Annotated in this window: 22 protein-coding genes; 11 read left to right on the top strand and 11 right to left on the bottom strand. The window is 69.8% G+C overall.

Features of this window, described 5'->3' with window-relative positions; genetic code table 11:
• The first annotated feature begins 2 nt into the window (after window positions 1–2).
• From E3D03_RS00500 to E3D03_RS00475, 6 genes are read left to right on the top strand one after another with little or no spacing between them, the layout of a single operon-like run.
• A complete protein-coding gene (locus E3D03_RS00500) occupies window positions 3–212 on the top strand; it encodes a molybdopterin-binding protein (RefSeq protein ID WP_062563986.1) in 210 nt (69 codons plus the stop codon).
• On the top strand, window positions 205–666 hold the full coding sequence (tsaA, locus tag E3D03_RS00495; protein WP_263565331.1) for a tRNA (N6-threonylcarbamoyladenosine(37)-N6)-methyltransferase TrmO: 462 nt from the start codon (window positions 205–207) through the stop codon (window positions 664–666). The genes E3D03_RS00500 and tsaA overlap by 8 nt, the downstream gene beginning before the upstream one ends.
• On the top strand, window positions 663–1,115 hold the full coding sequence (locus tag E3D03_RS00490; protein ID WP_263565330.1) for a hypothetical protein: 453 nt from the start codon (window positions 663–665) through the stop codon (window positions 1,113–1,115). The genes tsaA and E3D03_RS00490 overlap by 4 nt, the downstream gene beginning before the upstream one ends.
• Before the next feature lie 12 nt (window positions 1,116–1,127).
• Window positions 1,128–1,694, top strand: a complete 567-nt coding sequence (locus tag E3D03_RS00485) for an ABC transporter substrate-binding protein (protein WP_263565329.1) — start codon at window positions 1,128–1,130, stop codon at window positions 1,692–1,694.
• Window positions 1,687–2,679, top strand: a complete 993-nt coding sequence (locus E3D03_RS00480; RefSeq protein WP_411969772.1) for a FecCD family ABC transporter permease — start codon at window positions 1,687–1,689, stop codon at window positions 2,677–2,679. The genes E3D03_RS00485 and E3D03_RS00480 overlap by 8 nt, the downstream gene beginning before the upstream one ends.
• Window positions 2,679–3,440, top strand: a complete 762-nt coding sequence (locus E3D03_RS00475) for an ABC transporter ATP-binding protein (protein ID WP_263565327.1) — start codon at window positions 2,679–2,681, stop codon at window positions 3,438–3,440. Before E3D03_RS00480 ends, E3D03_RS00475 begins: the two co-directional genes overlap by 1 nt.
• Before the next feature lie 33 nt (window positions 3,441–3,473).
• Here E3D03_RS00475 and E3D03_RS00470 read toward each other — a convergent pair whose 3' ends face one another.
• On the bottom strand, window positions 3,474–4,316 hold the full coding sequence (locus E3D03_RS00470; RefSeq protein WP_263565326.1) for a Ku protein: 843 nt from the start codon (window positions 4,314–4,316) through the stop codon (window positions 3,474–3,476).
• Between the two features lie 149 nt (window positions 4,317–4,465).
• On the opposite strand from E3D03_RS00470, the gene E3D03_RS00465 reads away from it, so the two are divergent.
• The 4 genes from E3D03_RS00465 (at window position 4,466) to ligD (ending at window position 7,841) form a co-directional block, all read left to right on the top strand.
• On the top strand, window positions 4,466–4,762 hold the full coding sequence (locus E3D03_RS00465; RefSeq protein ID WP_062563991.1) for a hypothetical protein: 297 nt from the start codon (window positions 4,466–4,468) through the stop codon (window positions 4,760–4,762).
• A gap of 21 nt (window positions 4,763–4,783) precedes the next feature.
• A complete protein-coding gene (locus E3D03_RS00460; RefSeq protein WP_018001463.1) occupies window positions 4,784–4,993 on the top strand; it encodes a hypothetical protein in 210 nt (69 codons plus the stop codon).
• 4 nt (window positions 4,994–4,997) lie between these two features.
• Window positions 4,998–5,180, top strand: coding sequence for a DUF3008 family protein (locus tag E3D03_RS00455; RefSeq protein WP_062563992.1), 183 nt, complete (start codon window positions 4,998–5,000; stop codon window positions 5,178–5,180).
• A 129-nt stretch (window positions 5,181–5,309) separates the two neighbouring features.
• Window positions 5,310–7,841 carry a DNA ligase D gene (gene ligD / locus E3D03_RS00450; RefSeq protein WP_263565325.1) on the top strand — a complete coding sequence of 844 codons (2,532 nt, stop codon included), beginning with the start codon at window positions 5,310–5,312 and terminating at the stop codon, window positions 7,839–7,841.
• Here ligD and E3D03_RS00445 read toward each other — a convergent pair.
• The 10 genes from E3D03_RS00445 to E3D03_RS00400 form a co-directional block, all read right to left on the bottom strand.
• The gene (locus tag E3D03_RS00445; RefSeq protein ID WP_263565324.1) at window positions 7,838–8,644 is read right to left on the bottom strand and encodes a Ku protein; all 807 of its coding nucleotides are present in this window, start codon (window positions 8,642–8,644) and stop codon (window positions 7,838–7,840) included. The two genes, ligD and E3D03_RS00445, sit on opposite strands and share 4 nt — an antisense overlap.
• A 73-nt stretch (window positions 8,645–8,717) precedes the next feature.
• Window positions 8,718–9,362 carry an urease accessory protein UreG gene (gene ureG, locus E3D03_RS00440; protein WP_263565323.1) on the bottom strand — a complete coding sequence of 215 codons (645 nt, stop codon included), beginning with the start codon at window positions 9,360–9,362 and terminating at the stop codon, window positions 8,718–8,720.
• Window positions 9,359–9,985 carry an urease accessory protein UreF gene (locus E3D03_RS00435; RefSeq protein WP_263565458.1) on the bottom strand — a complete coding sequence of 209 codons (627 nt, stop codon included), beginning with the start codon at window positions 9,983–9,985 and terminating at the stop codon, window positions 9,359–9,361. Before E3D03_RS00435 ends, ureG begins: the two co-directional genes overlap by 4 nt.
• Complete coding sequence (locus E3D03_RS00430) at window positions 9,978–10,454, bottom strand: urease accessory protein UreE (RefSeq protein WP_263565322.1); 477 nt, start codon at window positions 10,452–10,454, stop codon at window positions 9,978–9,980. Before E3D03_RS00430 ends, E3D03_RS00435 begins: the two co-directional genes overlap by 8 nt.
• 2 nt (window positions 10,455–10,456) lie before the next feature.
• Complete coding sequence (ureC, locus tag E3D03_RS00425; protein WP_263565321.1) at window positions 10,457–12,148, bottom strand: urease subunit alpha; 1,692 nt, start codon at window positions 12,146–12,148, stop codon at window positions 10,457–10,459.
• Window positions 12,148–12,453: an urease subunit beta gene (locus E3D03_RS00420; protein WP_062564067.1), complete on the bottom strand. Its 306-nt coding sequence runs from the start codon at window positions 12,451–12,453 to the stop codon at window positions 12,148–12,150. The genes ureC and E3D03_RS00420 overlap by 1 nt, the downstream gene beginning before the upstream one ends.
• Window positions 12,454–12,464: 11 nt before the next feature.
• Window positions 12,465–13,025: a HupE/UreJ family protein gene (locus E3D03_RS00415; RefSeq protein ID WP_263565320.1), complete on the bottom strand. Its 561-nt coding sequence runs from the start codon at window positions 13,023–13,025 to the stop codon at window positions 12,465–12,467.
• 8 nt (window positions 13,026–13,033) lie between these two features.
• Window positions 13,034–13,336: an urease subunit gamma gene (locus E3D03_RS00410; RefSeq protein WP_062563999.1), complete on the bottom strand. Its 303-nt coding sequence runs from the start codon at window positions 13,334–13,336 to the stop codon at window positions 13,034–13,036.
• Between the two features lie 7 nt (window positions 13,337–13,343).
• Window positions 13,344–14,030, bottom strand: a complete 687-nt coding sequence (locus E3D03_RS00405) for an urease accessory protein UreD (protein ID WP_263565319.1) — start codon at window positions 14,028–14,030, stop codon at window positions 13,344–13,346.
• Between the two features lie 359 nt (window positions 14,031–14,389).
• Window positions 14,390–15,184, bottom strand: coding sequence for an IclR family transcriptional regulator (locus E3D03_RS00400; protein ID WP_263565318.1), 795 nt, complete (start codon window positions 15,182–15,184; stop codon window positions 14,390–14,392).
• A gap of 268 nt (window positions 15,185–15,452) precedes the next feature.
• Here E3D03_RS00400 and E3D03_RS00395 point away from each other — a divergent pair, with 268 nt between their 5' ends.
• The gene (locus tag E3D03_RS00395) at window positions 15,453–16,136 is read left to right on the top strand and encodes an amino acid ABC transporter permease (protein ID WP_263565317.1); all 684 of its coding nucleotides are present in this window, start codon (window positions 15,453–15,455) and stop codon (window positions 16,134–16,136) included.
• Window positions 16,137–16,143: the final 7 nt, after the last annotated feature.

Here is a 16,143-nt window from a genome sequence, read left to right as displayed (position 1 = left end):
CCATGAAACTCAGCGCAAGAAACGTCCTGCCCGGCACCGTGACCGAGATCGTGACCGGCGCCGTGACCAGCCATGTCCGCATCGACCTGGGCGGCAGCGTGGTCACCGCCTCGATCACCAATGACGCGGTCAAGGAACTGGGGCTCAAGGTCGGCAGCCGCGCCTCGGCCGTGATCAAGGCCTCGGACGTGATGGTCGGCGTGGATGAATGACGCCGACGCAGACGCGCTGAGGCCGCATGAGCAGGCCGTCGGCACGCCGCAGGGCTTTGACGCCGGGCTGTGGTTCATCGGGCGCATCCGCACCCCCTGGACCCGGCGCGGCGACTGCCCGCATCGCGGCGATGCCGAAGCCGGCCCGCCGTGCCGGATCGAGCTGTTCGACCCCTGGGGGCCGGCGCTGACCGGGATCGAGGCCCAGGAGCGCCTGCAGATCCTGTACTGGATGGACCAGGCGCGCCGCGATCTGGTGCTGCAAAATCCCAAGTTCGGCGGCCGCGCGACGGGCACCTTCGCGCTGCGCTCTCCGGTGCGGCCCAACCCGGTGGCCTCGTCGGTCGTCCGGCTCATCGAGGTGCAGGGGCCGGTGCTGACCGTGCGCGGGCTCGACTGCCTCGACGGCACCCCGCTCATCGACATCAAGGCAGCGTTCGGAGCCCTCGCATGATCCGCCTGACCCGCCGGAGCCTCGCCGGCCTGATCCTCGCGCTGGTGGCGGCCGGCCCGGCGCTGGCGCTGGACGCGGCGCGTTTCACCGATGCGACCGGGCGCGCGGTCGCGGTCCCGGCCAAGCCGGCGCGGGTCTTTGCCGCCGGACCGCCGGCCGCGACCCTGCTTTACGCGCTGAAGCCGCAGGCGATGGTCGGCTGGGTCCGGCCGCTGAAGCCGCAGGACCTGCCCTTCCTGCGCCCCGAGGCTGCCGGCCTGCCGACCCTCGGCCGCCTGACCGGCAGGGGCGACACGCTGAACCTCGAGGTGCTTCTGTCCACCCGGCCCGAGCTGATCATCGATTACGGCACGGTGAATGCGACCTATGCCGACCTGGCGGCGCGGGTCCAGGACCAGGCCGGCGTGCCCTATGTGCTGGTCGACGGCGGCTTCGCGCAGATGCCGTAGGCGATCCGGCAGATGGCCGGCGCGCTCGGCGTGCCCGAGCGTGGCGAGGCGCTGGCCCGCTATGCCGAGACCACGCTGGCCGACCTGGACGCCATGCTGGCCGGCATTCCCGAAACGGCGCGGCCCCGGGTCTATTTCGCGCGCGGCCCCGAGGGCACCGAAACCGCCGGCCCCAGGTCGATCAATGCCGAGGTCATCGCCCGCGTCGGCGCCCGCAACGTCGCCCAGACCGACAGCGACGGCCTGGCCAATGTCTCGCCCGAGCAGGTGCAGGCCTGGGCGCCCGATGTCATCATTGCCGTCGATCCGGATTTCGCCGCCAATGTCGCCACGATGCCGGAATGGCAGGGCATTCCGGCGGTGGCGCAGGGCCGGGTCTACCTGGCGCCGGCCGCGCCCTTCGGCTTCATCGACGCGCCGCCCTCGGTCAACCGGCTGGCCGGGGTGATCTGGCTGTCGCACAAGCTGTATCCCCAGGCCGCCAAGGGCGATCTGCACGGCCGGATCGCCGATTTCTACGAGCTCTTCTATGGGCCGCGACCCGATACCGCCGCTGTCTCGGCGCTGCTGGGTGACTGAGCGCAGCCTGCTGCCGCTGCTGCTGCCGGGGCTGGCGGCGGCGGTGTTGCTGGGCGTGGCGCTTGGCCCCTACGGCCTGCCGCCGGGCCGGATCCTGGCGATCCTCGGCGGCGACCGCTCGGACCCGCAGGCGGTCACGGTGCTTCTGAACATCCGCATGCCGCGCGTGCTGGCCGCCGCCTTGGTCGGCGCGGCGCTGGCCACCGCCGGCGCGGCTTATCAGACGGTGTTCCGCAACCCGCTGGTCTCGCCCGACATCCTGGGGGTTTCGGCCGGGGCGGGCTTCGGGGCGGTGCTGGGGATCCTGCTGGGCCTGCCGGTCATCGCGATCCAGATGCTGGGCTTCGGCACCGGGCTTGCCACGGTCGGGCTGGTGCTGGCGCTGAGCCTCGCGCTGCGCGGCACGGGCCAGGTGCTGGTCATGGTGCTGTGCGGCATCGCCGTCGGCGCACTGGCCGGGGCCGGCATCGCGCTGGTCAAGCTGCTGGCCGACCCCGAGCAGCAATTGCCCGCGATCACCTTCTGGCTGATGGGCAGCCTGGCCGGCATCAAGCGCCCCGACATCGCCGCCGCCCTGCCCGCCGTGCTGGCCGGCCTGCTGCCGCTGCTGGCGCTGCGCTGGCGCATCGGGCTCTTGGCGATGGGCGAGGACGAGGCCCGCGCCATGGGCATTCCCGCCGGCCGGCTGCGGCTTCTGGTCATCGCCTGCGCCACGCTGATGACCGCGGCCGCCGTCGCCATGGCCGGGGTGATCGGCTGGGTCGGGCTGATGGTGCCGCATACGGCGCGGCTCCTGACCGGGCCGCGCTTCGACCGGCTGCTGCCGGCCTCGGTGCTGATCGGGGCGGGCTTCATGGTGCTGGTCGACACCGCCGCCCGCAGCATCGCCCAGATCGAGGTGCCGCTGGGCATCCTGACCGCCGTGCTGGGCGCGCCGATCTTCGTCGGCCTGCTGGCGCGCGGCGCGCGGGGGTGGAGCGAATGATGCCGCTGCTGGCCGCCCGCGACCTGGCCGTGGGCCATGGCGAACGGGTGCTGATCCGGGGCGTGGATTTCCGGCTCGCGCCCGGACGGGTGCTTTGCGTGCTGGGGCCGAACGGCGCCGGCAAGACGACGCTGTTCCGCACGCTGCTGGGGCTGATCCCGGCGGCCTCGGGCCAGGTGCTGCTGGGCGCCGATCCGATCGACCGGCTGTCGCGCCGGCAGATCGCGGCGCGGCTTGCGCATGTGCCGCAGGCGCTGGCCAATCCCTTTGCCTTCACCGCGCGCGACATCGTCTTGATGGGCGCCGCCGCCCGGCTGGGCGCATTCGCCCGCCCCGGCAGGCCCGAGACCGCCCGCGCCATGGCCGCGATGCAGGATCTGGGCATCGCCGATCTGGCGACGGCCGATCTGGCGCTTCTGTCGGGCGGGCAGCGCCAGCTGGTGCTGATCGCCCGGGCGCTGGCGCAGGACGCGGCGGCGTTGGTCATGGACGAGCCGACCGCCAGCCTCGACTTCGCCAACCGCCGCCAGGTCGGCCAGGCGATCCGCCGCCTTGCCGGGAACGGACGCGGGGTGATCCTGTCCAGCCACGACCCCGACCATGCCGCGGCGCTGGCCGACGAGGTGCTGCTGGTGAACCGCGCCGGCGTCCTGGCCCTGGGCCCGGCGCCCGAGGTGATGACGGCGGCAAACCTGTCGCGGCTCTACGGCATCGCCATAGGCCGCACCGAGACCGCGGACGGACGGCTGCATTTCCACTGAGATTGTCCCCGCATGCCGTGGCGCGGGGGCCGATCAGCCGCTTTTCCGGCGCGGTGCCGGCTTTTTCCCCGCCGGGGCCTTGCGCGAGGAGGACGTCTTCTTCGCCACCCCCGCGCTTTCGCGCAGCGCCGTCATCAGGTCCACGACATTCTCGCGCGGGGCGGGTTTCCGGGGGGTGATCTTGCGGCCCTCGATCCGGGCCTTGACCAGCTCGGCCAGCGCCGCGTCATAGCGGTCGTCGAAGCCCGAGATGTCGAATTCGCCCATCTTGGTCTTGATGATATGCTCGGCCAGCTCCAGCATCTCGCCCTTGATGCGCCGGGCGGGAATGTCGCGGAACACCTCGGCGGCGGGGCGCACCTCGTGGTCGAAGTTCAGCGTCGTCGCGATCATGCCGGCATCGTCGGCGCGGATCAGCACCGTGCGCACGCGCCGAAACAGCACCGCCCGCGCCAGCGCCGCCACCTTGCGGCGCGCCATGCCCTCGCGGATCAGGGCAAAGGCCTCCTGCGCGGCCCGGTCGGCCGGGGTCAGGTAATAGGGCCGGTCGAAATAGGTGTCGTCGATGTCCTGGCAGGCGATGAAATCCGACACCGCCAGGGTCTTGTCGCTTTCCGGCACCGCCGCCGCGATCTCGTCGGGGTCCAGCACGACATATTCGCCGCTGGCCAGCGCATAGCCCTTGACCTGATCCTCGCTTTCGACGGGCTTGCCGCTCTCGGCGTCGACGAACTGGCGCCGGACCCGGTTGCCGGTGGCGCGGTTCAGGGTGTGAAAGCCGATCCGCTCGGAGGTGGAGGCCGCCGTGTGCAACGCCACCGCGCAGCTCAGCTCGGCGATCTGCAACCGGCCTTTCCAGACTGCCCGAGGGGCCATGGCTCGCATCCTCCGCATCCGCCTGGGGCCAACGCCCGGCCGCGGTCCGGGTTCCGCGCGACCCGCACCCGGGATCACGGCAGCGTGACGGAACATCCCGGCCCCGGGACGGTTCCCCTTGCCTACCCCACAGGAAAGGAGCGATCGGAATGGACCACAGCCATCACATCCGCCTGCAGGAGCAGGAACTGACCCCGGACACGCTGACCGGCGCCACGATCTATGGCCCGGGCGACGAAAAGATCGGCCATGTCGCGCATGTCCACGGCAATGGCCGCGAGGCGCAGGTCATCATCGACGTCGGCGGCTTCCTGGGCATCGGCGCCAAGCCGGTGGGCATCCTGGCGCGAGAGCTCGATTTCATGCGGGACACCGAGGGCACCGTGCATGCGGTGACACGCTGGACCAAGGACGAGTTGAAGGCCCTGCCCGAGCATCACCACTGATCGAAAACGGAGGATAAGGCCATGGGCGAGAAATTCGACCCGAAGGAAGAGAACGAAAAGTTCAACGTCCAGCAGAAGGCCCAGGCCTTGAAGATGGGCAATGCCGATCCGGCGCTGAACCCCGGCCGGATGCGCCGCCCCGACGAAGAGGCGAATGCCGGCGGCCAGAACCGCGAGGCGGGCGACCGCAAGGCCCGGCAGAACGACCGCGCCACCAACGGCGGGGAATAACGCCATGCCCGCCAAGTCCAAGGCCCAGCAAAAGGCCGCCGGCGCCGCGCTGTCCGCCAAGCGCGGCGACACCGCCAAGGGCGAGCTGCACGAGGCATCGCGGCAGATGTATGACTCGATGTCCGAGAAGGAGCTGGAAGAACTCGCCAGCACCAAGCGCAAGGGCAAGCCCGAGCACAAGGATTGACACCGGCGGCGGGGCGGACGGTCCCGCCCTGCGGGAACAAACCCCGGCGCCGGCCGTTGAATGGATCATTGCGAGCAGAAAGGGAGCATCCCGCATGGCACGCTCCGATCCATCCCGGGGACGCTGAGCATGGCGCTGGAAACCTATCGCGAGAAGCGCGATTTCACCGCCACGCCCGAACCGCGCGGCGGCCGGCGCCGCAAGACGGGCCAGGCCTTCGTGATCCAGAAGCATGCCGCGCGCCGTCTGCATTACGATTTCCGGCTGGAACTGGACGGCGTGCTGAAAAGCTGGGCCGTCGCCAAGGGGCCCAGCCTGGTCCCCGGCGAAAAGCGCCTGGCCGTGCATGTCGAGGATCACCCGCTGGAATACGGCGATTTCGAGGGCACGATACCCAAGGGCGAATACGGCGGCGGCACCGTGATCCTGTGGGATCGCGGCAGCTGGACCCCGATCGGCGACCCGCACCAGGGCTATGCCAAGGGGCATATGGAATTCTCGCTCGAGGGCGAAAAGCTGCATGGCCGCTGGCACCTGATCCGCATGCGCGGCAAGCCCCGCGAAAAGCGCGAGAACTGGCTGCTGATCAAGGGCGAGGACGATTTTGCCCGGCCCGAGGACGCCCCCGACATCCTTGACGAGCGCCCGGAGTCGGTCAAGACCGGCCGCCAGATCGCCGATGTCGCCGGCGAGGCGCCGGGCTGGTCCTCGAAAACCGGGCGCATCCGCAAGACGGCCAAACCCGCCGCCAATCCTCCAGCCAGACCCGAGCCGGCGCCGGAAGCCGCGCCCCCGGATCTGGACCTGGCCGCCGTCAAGGGCGCGCGCAAGGCGGCGATGCCGGACTTCGTGCCGCCGATGCTCGCCACGCTGGTCGTGAAGGCGCCCAGCGGCGAACGCTGGCTGCACGAGATCAAGTTCGACGGCTACCGCCTGCAAGCCCGCGTCCAGGCCGGGCGGGTCAAGCTCTTGACCCGCAGCGGGCTGGACTGGACCTCGCGCTTCGGCAAGGCGCTGCCGGCGGCGCTGGCCGGCCTGCCCTTGGGCGAGGCGGCGATCGACGGCGAGCTGGTGGTCGAAACCGACGCCGGCGCCTCGGATTTCTCGGCCCTGCAGGCGGATCTCAGCGCCGAGCGCACGGACCGCTTCGCCTTCTACGCCTTCGACCTGATGTATCTGGACGGCTATGACCTGACCGCCGTGCCGCTGATCCAGCGCAAGGCGCTGCTGGCGCCGCTGCTGGGCGCGGACGGCGGGCTTGTCCGCTTCAGCGGCCATCTTCAGGAAAGCGGCGCGATGGTGCTGCGCCACGCCTGCCGGCTCAGCCTGGAAGGCATCGTCTCGAAGCTGGCCGACAGCCCCTATCGCGCCGGGCGCGGCAAGGCCTGGGTCAAGTCGAAATGCTCGGCCCGGCAGGAATTCGTCATCGCCGGCTATGTGCCGTCGTCGGTGTCGCGCAAGGCCATCGGCTCGCTGATCCTGGGCGTCTATGACGGCGGCCAGCTCGACCATGTCGGCCGGGTCGGCACCGGCTTTTCCGCCGCCGTGGCCGAGGACCTGTTCCAGCGCCTCGAACGGCTGCGCATCCCCGAAAGCCCCTTCGCCGCGCGCCTGACCGCCGAGGAAGCGCGCCAGGCCCGCTTCGTCCGCCCCGAACTGGTGGCGGAGGTCGAGTTCCGCGCCTGGACGGCCGATGGCCACCTGCGCCACGCCTCGTTCCGCGGATTGCGCGAGGACAAGCCGCCCGAGGAGATCATGCGCGAAGCCAAGCCCACCGCCAAGCCGCCGGCCCCGCAGCGCCGCCGGGTGCGGCTGACCCATCCCGACCGCGTCTATTGGCCCGACGAGGGCATCACCAAGGAGGGGCTGGCCGATTATTACGCCGAGGTCTGGCGCCAGATCGCGCCCTGGATCACCGGCCGGCCGCTGGCGCTGCTGCGCTGCCCGAACGGCATCGCGGGCGAGAAGTTCTTCCAGAAACACGCCTGGAAGGGCATCAGCCCGCATGTCCTGCAAGTGCAGGATCCCCAGGATCCAAAGGGCGAGCCGCTGATCGCCATCGAGGATCTGGACGGGCTGATGGGCCTGGTGCAATCCGCGGCGCTGGAGATCCATCCCTGGGGCTCGACCCTGGCCGACTGGGAGCGGCCGGACCTCATCAACATGGACCTCGACCCGGGCGAGGACGTGTCCTGGTCCGCGGTGATCGCCGCCGCGCGGGCCTTGCGCCAGCGGCTGAACGATCTGGGCCTTGCGGCCTTCGTCAAGACCTCGGGCGGCAAGGGGCTGCATGTCGTGGCACCGCTGAAGCCCAAGGCGGAATGGCCGGCGGTCAAGGCCTTTACCAAGGCCATGGCCGATGCGATGGCGGCCGATGAGCCCGCGCTTTACGTCTCGACCATCAGCAAGGCCAAGCGGCGCGGCAAGATCCTGATCGACTATCTGCGCAACCAGCGCGGCGCGACCGCCGTCGCGGCCTATTCCACGCGCGCCCGGCCCGGCGCCGCCGTCTCGGCCCCGCTGGGCTGGGAGGAACTGGACGAGCTGCCCGGCCCGGCCTGGTTCACGCTTCAGAACATGCCGACCCGCCTGGCGCAGCTTTCGGCCGATCCCTGGGACGGCTTTCGCGCCGCCGCAGCGCCCTTGCCCAAGGCGCGCTAGCGGCCCTTGGGCTTCCTTTCCGCCGCGATGCTTTTCTTCAGCGCATCCATGATGTCGACGACATTGCTGCGCGGCGCGGGCTTCTCGGCGGCGGGCTTGGCGCTGCGCTTGCGGGCCTTGGTCTTGGCGGCGATGATCTCCAGCAGCTTGTCCTGCACCGGATCGGCGACCATGGCCGGATCCCAGGCCGTGGTGCGGTCGTCGATCAGCCGCGTCACCAGCTTCAGCGCCGCCGGATCGACCTTGCCGGGTTCGATGCCTGCGAAATAATCCGCCTCGGGCCGCACCTCGTCGCCATAGCGCAGGGTCCAGAGCACGATGCCCTTGTCGCGCGGCTCGAGCAGCACGGCACGCTCGCGCCGATAAAGCACCAGCCGCGCGATGCCGACCGTGGCGGTCGCCGCCATGGCGTCGCGGATCACGCAAAAGGCTTCTTCGCCGATGGCATCGTCCGGGGTCAGGTAATGCGGCTTGTCATACCAGATCCAGCCGATGGAATCCGCGGGCACGAACATCTCGATGTCGATGGTGCGGGTGCTTTCCAGGGCCAGCGAGGCGATCTCGTCCGCCTCCAGCATGACATATTCGTCCTCGCCCCGGGGATAGCCGCTGACCTGGTCCTCGTCCGCCACCGGCTTGCCGGTCCCGGCATCGACATAGCGGCTGGCGATGCGATGGCCGGTCCTGGCGTTCAGGGTATGGAACCGCACCTTCTCGCCCTCGCTGGTGGCGGGGGTCATCGCCACCGGGCAGGTGACGAGCGAGAGCTTCAGATAGCCCTTCCAGAACGAACGCGGCGCCATCGGGTTTTCCTGCGTGGGGGCGGTTTGGGATCAACGGCGAAGGCCGCGCAATGTTCCCGCCCGGGCCATCGCGTCAGCGTCCAGAGGGTCCGCAGGCGGGCGGCGCGCCCAATCCGCCCAGCCTGCGGATTTCGGCCACGATCTCGGCCACGCCCTCGCCGGTGCGCAACGAGCAGAAGCGCACCGGACGCCCGCCCCGCTGCCGCGCCGCGTCGCGGGCCATGCGGTCGCGGTCGCAGCCCACCGCCTCGGCGATGTCGATCTTGTTCACCACCAGCAGGTCCGAGCGCGTGACCCCCGGCCCGCCCTTGCGCGGAATGTCGTCGCCCATGCCGCAATCGATCTGATAGACGGTCAGGTCGGCCAGCTCGGGCGAGAAGGTGGCCGACAGGTTGTCGCCGCCGGATTCGATCAGCACCACGTCCAGATCGGGAAAGCAGCGGCGCAGATCCTCGACCGCCGCCAGGTTGATCGAGCAATCCTCGCGGATCGCGGTATGCGGGCAGCCGCCGGTCTCGACGCCGCGGATGCGCTCGATCGGCAGCGCCTGCACGCGCATCAGGTATTCGGCATCCTCCCGCGTATAGATGTCGTTGGTGATCGCCGCGACCGAGAGGTCTTGCGACAAGGCCCGGCACAGGGCCTCGGTCAGGCGGGTCTTGCCCGCGCCGACCGGGCCGCCGATGCCGATGCGCAGGGGGCCGTTCGGGCTGGTCATGTGCGATAGATCCTTGGCTGATGGGTTTCGTGGCGGATGGCGCACAGGTCGCCGCGAAAGGCGCAGCCGCCCAGGTCGTCCAGCGTCGCGGCCTGCGCCTCGGCCGCGATGTCGCGGATCAGCGGCATCAGGGCCGACAGCACGCGCTGGCCGTCGGTCGGACCGATGGGCACGGATTTGACGCAGGCCGTGACCAGGTTGGCGGCAAAGGCCTGCAGGAAGATCGCCAGCGTTTCGGGCAGCGCAACCCCCGCGCGGGCCGCCGCCTGCCCCAGGACGACCGGATAGGGCGCCGCCGGCAAGGGCCCGTCGATGGCCGAGGCGGTGCGGGCGAAGCTGGCCCCCTGCTCAAGGGTTTCGCGCCGCCGCTCGGCACAGCCCGACAGGGCCAGCGCCAGGTCGGCGACATCCTCGCCCCGCCAGGCATGGGCCAGCAGGATGGCGTCGTTGCGGCCGGCGCCGTGGCGCAGAAGATCCGCCAGCCAGCCCTGCACGTCCTGCGCATCGGCCAGCCAGCCATCGGCGATGGCCTGCTCGATGCCATGGGAATAGGCGAAGCTGCCGACCGGATAGGCCGGGGACAGCCAGGCGAACAGGCGCTGCAGCCCGGCGATCTCAGCCATGATGGTGATGGTGGTGCCCGGGCCCATGCGCGTGGCCGTGATCATGGCCCATCACCTGCGCCGGACCATAGGCGCCGCCCTCGGGCGTGAAGGGGCGGCGCGCCTCGGCCACGGTCGCACCAAGGCCGAGCAGCATCGCGCGCAGCACGTGATCGGCGCGAATGACCAAGTGGAACGGCTCGATCTGGCAGGGCGTGTGGCGATTGCCGATATGCCAGGCCAGGCGCGGCAGGTCGCCGGTGACGATCAAGACGGGTTCCTCGGCGGCGGCGATCTCGATCAGCCCGGCGTCGGTTTCCAGGGCATCGCCATGCGCCAGCGCCGTTACCTTCGGCAGGTCCACCAGCAGATCAGTGCCAAGGGCGGTGCGCAGCAATTTGCGGCGCAGGACGCGCGCGTCGTAATCCAGTTCGACCCGGTCGATGGGGCGGCCGGCAAACGGGGCGCGAAGGACGGATGTGGCTTTCATCTTCAGAACAGGAAATAGCGTTGCGCCATCGGCAGGGACTCGGCCGGCTGGCAGGTCAGAAGTTCGCCATCGGCGCGAACCTCATAGGTCTCGGGATCGACGGTGATCTCGGGCGTCGCATCGTTCAGCACCATGTCGGCCTTGCCGATGCCTCGGGTGCCCTGGACGGCGATCCTGTCCTTGGCCAGCCCCAGATCATCCAGTTCCGCGTCGCGGCTGACGAAGATCGCCGCGCTGCGTTCGACCGAGCGGCCGAATGCCCCGAACATCGGCCGCGAATGCACCGGCTGCGGCGTCGGGATCGAGGCGTTGGGATCGCCCATCTGCGCCATGGCGATGGTGCCGCCCAGCAGCACCATCTCCGGCTTCACCCCGAAGAACGCCGGGTTCCACAGCACCAGGTCGGCCCGCTTGCCGGGCGCGACCGAGCCGATCTCATGGCTCAGCCCATGCGCCACGGCCGGGTTGATGGTATATTTCGCGATATAGCGGCGGACGCGGAAATTGTCGGCCGGCCCCTCGCCCAGCTTGCCCCTTTGCTGGCGCATCTTGTGGGCGGTCTGCCAGGTCCGGATCAGCACCTCGCCCACCCGGCCCATCGCCTGGCTGTCGGACGAGATGATCGACATCGCGCCCAGGTCGTGCAGGATGTCCTCGGCCGCGATGGTCTCGCGCCGGATGCGCGATTCGGCAAAGGCGATGTCCTCGGGGATGGAACGGTCCAGGTGATGGCAGACCATCAGCATGTCCAGATGTTCTTCCATCGTATTGACGGTGAAGGGCCGCGTCGGGTTGGTCGAGGAGGGGATGACATTCGCCAGCCCCGCGACCCGGATGATGTCGGGCGCATGGCCGCCGCCCGCCCCTTCGGTGTGAAAGGCGTGGATGGTGCGGCCGGCGATGGCGGCGATGGTGTCCTCGACAAAGCCGGATTCGTTCAGCGTGTCGGTATGGATCATCACCTGCACGTCCATGCGGTCGGCGACCGACAGGCAGCAGTCGATGGCGGCGGGCGTGGTGCCCCAGTCCTCGTGCAGCTTCAGCGCGCAGGCCCCGGCGCGGACCTGTTCCTCCAGCGCGGCGGGCAGCGCGGCATTGCCCTTGCCGGCAAAGGCCAGGTTCATCGGCAAGGCATCGGCGGCCTGCATCATGCGGCCGATATGCCAGGGGCCGGGGGTGCAGGTCGTGGCCAGCGTGCCATGCGCCGGGCCGGTGCCGCCGCCCAGCATGGTGGTGATGCCCGAATGCAGCGCGTCGTCGATCTGCTGCGGGCAGATGAAATGGATATGCGCGTCCATGGCGCCCGCGGTCAGGATGCGGCCCTCGCCCGCGATGATCTCGGTGCCGGGGCCGATCAGCACGTCGACGCCGGGCTGGATGTCGGGATTTCCCGCCTTGCCGATTGCGGCGATGCGGCCGCCCTTCAGCCCCACATCCGCCTTGTAGATGCCCGAGGCATCGACGATCAGCGCATTGGTGATCACCGTGTCCATCGCGCCCTCGGCCCGGCTTTTCTGCGACTGGCCCATGCCGTCGCGGATGACCTTGCCGCCGCCGAACTTCACCTCTTCGCCATAGGTGGTCAGGTCGCGTTCGACCTCGATGATCAGGTCGGTATCGGCCAGCCGCACCCGGTCGCCGGTGGTCGGGCCATAGATCGCGGCATAGTCGGCACGGGACAGGGTTGCGGGCATCAAAGCTCTCCCATCACGCCGGCGCGGAAACCGTAGACCCGGCGCGCCCCGGAAAACGGGATCAGGGCCACGTCGCGGGTCTGGCCCGGCTCGAAGCGGATCGCCGTGCCCGAGGCAATGTCGAGCCGCATGCCGCGGGCCGCCGCGCGGTCGAAATCCAGCGCCGGGTTGGTCTCGGCAAAGTGGTAATGACTGCCGACCTGCACCGGGCGGTCGCCGGTATTGGCGACGGTCAGGGTGACGGCGCTGCGGCCCGCGTTCAGCACGATCTCGCCCGCGGCGGCGATGATCTCGCCGGGGATCAGGGGGCCGCGCGTCATCCCTGCACCGCCGCGACCACGAGCCCCGCCGCGGCGGTCGCGGCCCCCAGCCAGCGCACCAGCGCCAGCCGTCCCAGCGCGATGCCGGCCAGGTGCAGCGCGCCGGTGGCGAGCGCGAAGCCCGCCACATAGGCCGCAAACCCGTGGCCCGGCCCCTCGGCGCCATGGGCATAGCCGTGCATCACCCCGAAGACCGCCACCACGGGCAGCACCAGATGCACCGGCGGCCGCAGCGCCAGGGCGACGGCGGCCCCGACAAGGATGCTCGAGGCCAGGATCATCGGTTCGACCAGCGGCAGCGCCAGATGCGCCGCACCCAGCGCGCCGCCCGCGATCATCGCCGAGACGAAGGCCAGCGGCAGCGCCCAGACCGCCCGCCCGCCCAGGCTTGCCGCCCACAGGCCGATCGCCACCATGGCCAGCAGGTGATCGCTGCCGCCCAAAGGGTGGGCAAGGCCCGCCGCGAAGGGCGCCCCGGTCACATGGCCGGGATGGGCGAGGGCCGCGCCGGGCAGCGCCAGCGGCAAAAGGACGGCAAGGGTTTTCCGCATGGGCATGGCTTTCCTCAGCGAATGGGGTGGTGGACGGTCACCAGCTTGGTGCCGTCGGGGAATGTCGCCTCGACCTGGATTTCGGGGATCATGGCGGGCACGCCCTCCATGCAATCCTCGGCGCGCAGGATCTCGGCGCCGTGCGACATCAGCTCGGCCACGCTGCGCCCGTCGCGCGCGCCCTCGACCACGGCGTCGGTGATCAGGGCGACGGCCTCGGGATGGTTCAGCCTGAGGCCGCGCGCCTTGCGGTTGCGCGCGACGATCGCGGCCATGGCGACCAGCAGCTTGTCCTTTTCGCGGGGGGTCAGGTTCATCGGAGCCTCAGAGTTGCCAGACGCGCGGCGGCGGTCCCGCGCGGAAATGCCGGATCATCGGGATCAGCGCAGCCCGCAGCGCCTGCGAGCTGGGCGCCAGGAAGCGCGCGACCAGCATCCCCGGCAGCGCCGTGACGCCGGCCACGGCGCCCTCGGGCACCAGGGCGCGGGCCGTCTCGCAGGCGTCTTCGGCCGCCGCGGCGACCAGGACCAGGGTCGCGCTGGCGCCGATCCCGGCCAGGGTCGCGTCGCTGGCGGGCATCGCGTCCAGCCGCACCGCCTCAGCATGGATCAGGCGCTGGTCGCGCCAGATCCGCCACTGGTCGCGCAGGCTGACATGGCGCAGCGTCTCTCCATGCGCCGCGCGCCCGAAGACAAGGCTTTCCAGCGCCAGCAGCGTGGCGCCCGCCGCCATCCGCACGCTGAGCCGCCGCGCCAGGGACGAGCCTTCGTAAAGGATGGTTTCCTGCGGCAGCCAGTCAAGCCGCGCACCCTGTGCCAGCGTCAGCTCGTTGTCGACCTGCCCTGCCCCGCCCGCGCTGCGATAGACCCGCTCGGCGGCCTGCGTGGTCAAGGTCAGCGCCTCGTCGCGGCCGGCCTCGATCCGGACCGCCAGGCGGTCGCCGCCGGTAATGCCGCCCGCGGTGTTCACCACCACCGCCTCGGCGCGGCCGCGCGGCAGCAGGATCTTCATGCAGCCCTGCTGATGCAGCCGCAGCAGCCGGCCCCCGGCCTGCGCAAGATGAACTGCCCCGAAACTGCGCGGAAGCGCCTGGACAGGATTGGGCTGGTCGCATGCCATGAGCCGATCCCGAATTTGCCTGCCCCGACCAGGACCGGAATACCGCCGGGGGTCAATCGGCGGCGCGGCAGGGGCGACGGCCCGCGCCGGGTCCGCGGGCGGAACTGCCTGATTTCAAGCTAGGCTGCGCAATTTTTGATCTTTCGCGAAACGCGCGGCCAATAGGGCGCGCGCGCATGATGCGCAGGTGCTGAAGGCCGGCGCGCCGACCGGGCCGGCTGTTCGGCGCCGCAATCCGGCCGGCGAACCTTTCATGCCGCCGGACCGCCATATCCCAACTCGGCCGAGACCTGGCCGGCGCAAAGCGTCACCGGAGCGATCAGCTCCTCCAATCTTTCGTCCGACATGTAATGCACCGAGCTTGCGGCGCTGAGACCGGCAACGATGGTGCCCCGGGCGTCGCGGATCGGGGCGGCGACGCAACTGATGCCGACCTCGTTCTCTTCGCGCTCGATCGCGAATCCCTTGTCGCGGAAGTCGGCCAGCCTGGCCCTGAAGATATCCCAGTCCAGAAAGCCGGGGGGGACGATGGGGCTGGCCAGGGCATCCTCGCGCGCCAGGTCGTAAAGCCGCCGCCATTCCGCCTCGGGCGAGTCGAACAGCTGGACCTTGCCCGTGCCCGTCGTCGCCATCGGCTTCTGCAGCCCGACATGCGAGCGCATCTCGAGCCCCTTGGTGCCGGGGATCTTGTCCACATAGACGATATTGTCGCCCTCGCGGATGCTCAGGTGGATCGAGGCGCCGGTCTCGCGCGCCAGCCGCTCGATATGCGGCCGCGCGCAGCTGGTCAGGGGCATCTGCTCCAGCGCGGCGTTGCCCAGGCTGATGAGCGCCGGCCCCAGCACATAGCCCCGGCCGTCGATCTGGCGCAGGTAGCTGTGCTGCAGCAGAAAGCTGACCAGGCGATGCGTCGTGCTGCGCCCGGTCCCGACATGGCGCCCGATCGAGGCGAGATCGGATTGACCGGCCCGGACCGCCTCCAGGACCGCGAAAACCCGCGACAGCGATTGAGTACCAGCCTTGGTGTTCTCGGCGTCCATATCCATCCTCGGTCAGATCATTTCCCATATTATGGCACAAGAACTCACTATTTGAAAGAATTTTATGATTCTCGCTTGACATGGGATTTACTCCCATAATATGAAACGCTGACTGCGCCGGGAGACGCAGCGAACAATCGGATATGGGAGGCGACCGTGATTCCGTTGCCAGCAATCAGCCCGGCCAGGCCGGGACCGGATGGGCCATGCCTATCCAGACAGCTACGCGCGCCATACCTGATGGCGTCCTGCGGGATGTGCGGGTGCCAGGCGCATGACCTATAAATTCGACTTCAGCTTTCTCGCGGAATACTGGCCCGAGCTGCTCCGGGGCCTGATCCAGACCGCGCAGCTTTCGATCCTGTCGATCCTCTTCGGCTTCCTGCTGGGCACCTTGCTTGCCGTCGGCCGCACGGCGCAAAGCAAGCTGCTGCGCCGCATCTGCGCCGTCTATGTCGAGGCGATCCGCAATACGCCGCTGCTGGTGCAGATGTTCATGATCTATTTCGGGCTGGCCTCGGTGGGCTTCAAGCTGTCGGCCGAGTTCTGCGCCGTGCTGGCCATCGTCATCAACGTCAGCTCCTATACCTGCGAGATCATGCGCGCCGGCATCGAATCGGTGAGGAAGGGCCAGCGCGAGGCCTCGGACTGCCTAGGCCTGAGTTGGCTGCAATCGCTGTTCCTGGTGGTGCTGCCGCCGGCGACCGAGCGGGTCTATCCGGCGCTGGTCAGCCAGTTCATCCTGATCATGCTGGCCACCAGCCTGGTGTCGCAGATCTCGGCCGAGGAACTGACCTCGACCGCGGCACGCATCGACTCGATGACCTTCCGCTCCTTCGAAATCTACACCGTGGTCGCCCTGATCTACATCGGCCTGGCCTTCGTCTTTCGGCTGGGGTTCTGGGCGCTGTCGCGGCTGGTCTTCCCGCGCCTGCGCCGCCTCGGCACCCCGCTTTAGGAGAGAG

The sequence above is a fragment of the Paracoccus sp. DMF genome, from assembly GCF_004407025.1.
Taxonomy (GTDB): domain Bacteria; phylum Pseudomonadota; class Alphaproteobacteria; order Rhodobacterales; family Rhodobacteraceae; genus Paracoccus; species Paracoccus aminovorans_B.
Note: the sequence above shows the minus strand (reverse complement) of the source record. Positions and strands in the feature narration are given on the sequence as shown.